Source organism: Endothiovibrio diazotrophicus, assembly GCF_054657215.1.
Genome location: NZ_BAAHXB010000244.1, coordinates 1 through 1,761, shown reverse-complemented (window position 1 = coordinate 1,761; position 1,761 = coordinate 1). Strand labels below are relative to the sequence as shown.

Genomic DNA, 1,761 nt, shown 5'->3' with positions numbered 1-1,761 from the left:
CCGAGTTTGACAGTTTCTGGGCACATATCGGCCTTGAGGCCGCCAACCACGCGGGTTTGCGGGCCATTGGGCCCAGAAAACCTAGTCACATGGATTTTTGAAATATCTTGATTTTTCGCCTAATCTGTGGCGCATGTATCTTCGAGAAAGCAAACAGAAGCGGGCGGACGGCCGCGTCGTCACCTACCTGCAGATCGCCGAGAACGCCTGGAACCCGGAGAAGAAGCGATCCCAGGCGCGTATCGTCTACAACTGCGGGCGAGGTGACGATCCGCAGGCTGTGGAACGACTCCGGCGGTTGGCCAAGAGCATCCTGCGCCGCTGCTCGCCGGAGGAGATCGTCACCGACAGCCCGGAGTGGTCGCTGGTCTGCGCTTGGCCCTATGGGGATGTCTACGCACTCGAAGAGACTTGGCGGCGCCTGGGGATCGACAAGGTGATCCGCAAGCAGGTGGCGAAGCGGCGCTTCGACTTCGACATGGAGCGCGCACTGTTTGCGATGGTCGCCAACCGGGCGTGCGCCCCAGCTTCCAAGCTCTACTGCCACGAGCAGTGGCTCAAGGAGGACGCCTACGTCCACGGTGCTCGGGACCTGGAGCTTCACCATCTCTACCGCGCAATGGACTTTCTGGAGGCGAACAAGGAGTCGATCGAGCAGGCGATCTACTTCCAGGTAGCGGACTTGCTCAACCTTGATGTCGATATCGTCTTCTACGACACCACCTCGCTGCACTTCGAGATCGACGAAGAGGACGAGGGCGACGGACAGGGGGTGGTCCACGGCAGCTTCACGGCAGGTCAGCACAGCTATCCCGCACCGCGTAAGCGAGGCCATAGCAAGAACGGCCGAGGGGATGCCCCACAGATCGTCGTGGGGCTGGCGGTGACGCGCGATGGCTTCCCGGTGCGCCACTGGGTCTTCCCCGGCAACACCGTGGATGTGACCACGGTTGCGAAGGTCAAGGAGGACCTCAAGGGGTGGCAGCTTAGTCGTTGCTTGTTCGTCGGCGACGCCGGCATGGTCTCTCAGGCCAATCTCCAGACCCTCTCCAAGGGGGGAGGCAAGTATCTGCTGGCAATGCCGATGAAGCGTGGCGACGAGGTGACTGAAGCGGTGCTCGGACGGCCAGGCCGCTACCGAAAGGTTGCCGAGAACCTGGAGGTCAAGGAGGTTGTGGTCGGTGACGGCGTTCGGCGCCGGCGCTACGCGGTGTGCTTCAACCCGCTGGAGGCGCGACGCCAGAGGCGTCACCGGGAGCGGTTGATCCGCGAACTCGAAGCGGAGCTGGCCAGCCTCTCCGATCAGAGCGAGGGGTATAGCAAGCGAGCCTGCGCACTGCGTACCAGTGCCCGCTACGGCCGCCTGCTGAAAGAGACTCGCAAGGGGTTGGCGATCGACCGTGGCGCGATCAAGGAACTCGAACGCTTCGACGGCAAGTTCGTCGTCCACAGCAACGACGACACCCTCACCGCCGAGGACATGGCGCTGGGCTACAAGCAGCAGCAGCGCGTCGAGGAGGCGTGGCGGACGCTGAAGAGCGGTCTGAAGATGCGCCCGGTGTTTCACTGGGCCCCTCACCGCATCCACGCGCACATCGCCATCACCGTTCTCTCGCTACTCCTGGAGCGGGTGATCGAGCACGCCGGCGAGGATACCTGGCGCAACATCCGCGACGACCTGAAACAGATCCAATTGGCGCAATTGTTGAGCCCCAACGGCACCGTCTGGCAGGTAACTGACCCGCGCACGGATGCCGCTAA

Annotated in this window: 1 protein-coding gene; it reads left to right on the top strand. The window is 62.8% G+C overall.

Going from position 1 to position 1,761, the window contains the following annotated elements:
• Nucleotides 1-133: 133 nt before the first annotated feature.
• The coding region (locus ACYQ2W_RS26110) for an IS1634 family transposase (protein WP_459873980.1) at nucleotides 134-1,761 on the top strand (1,628 nt) is incomplete at its 3' end.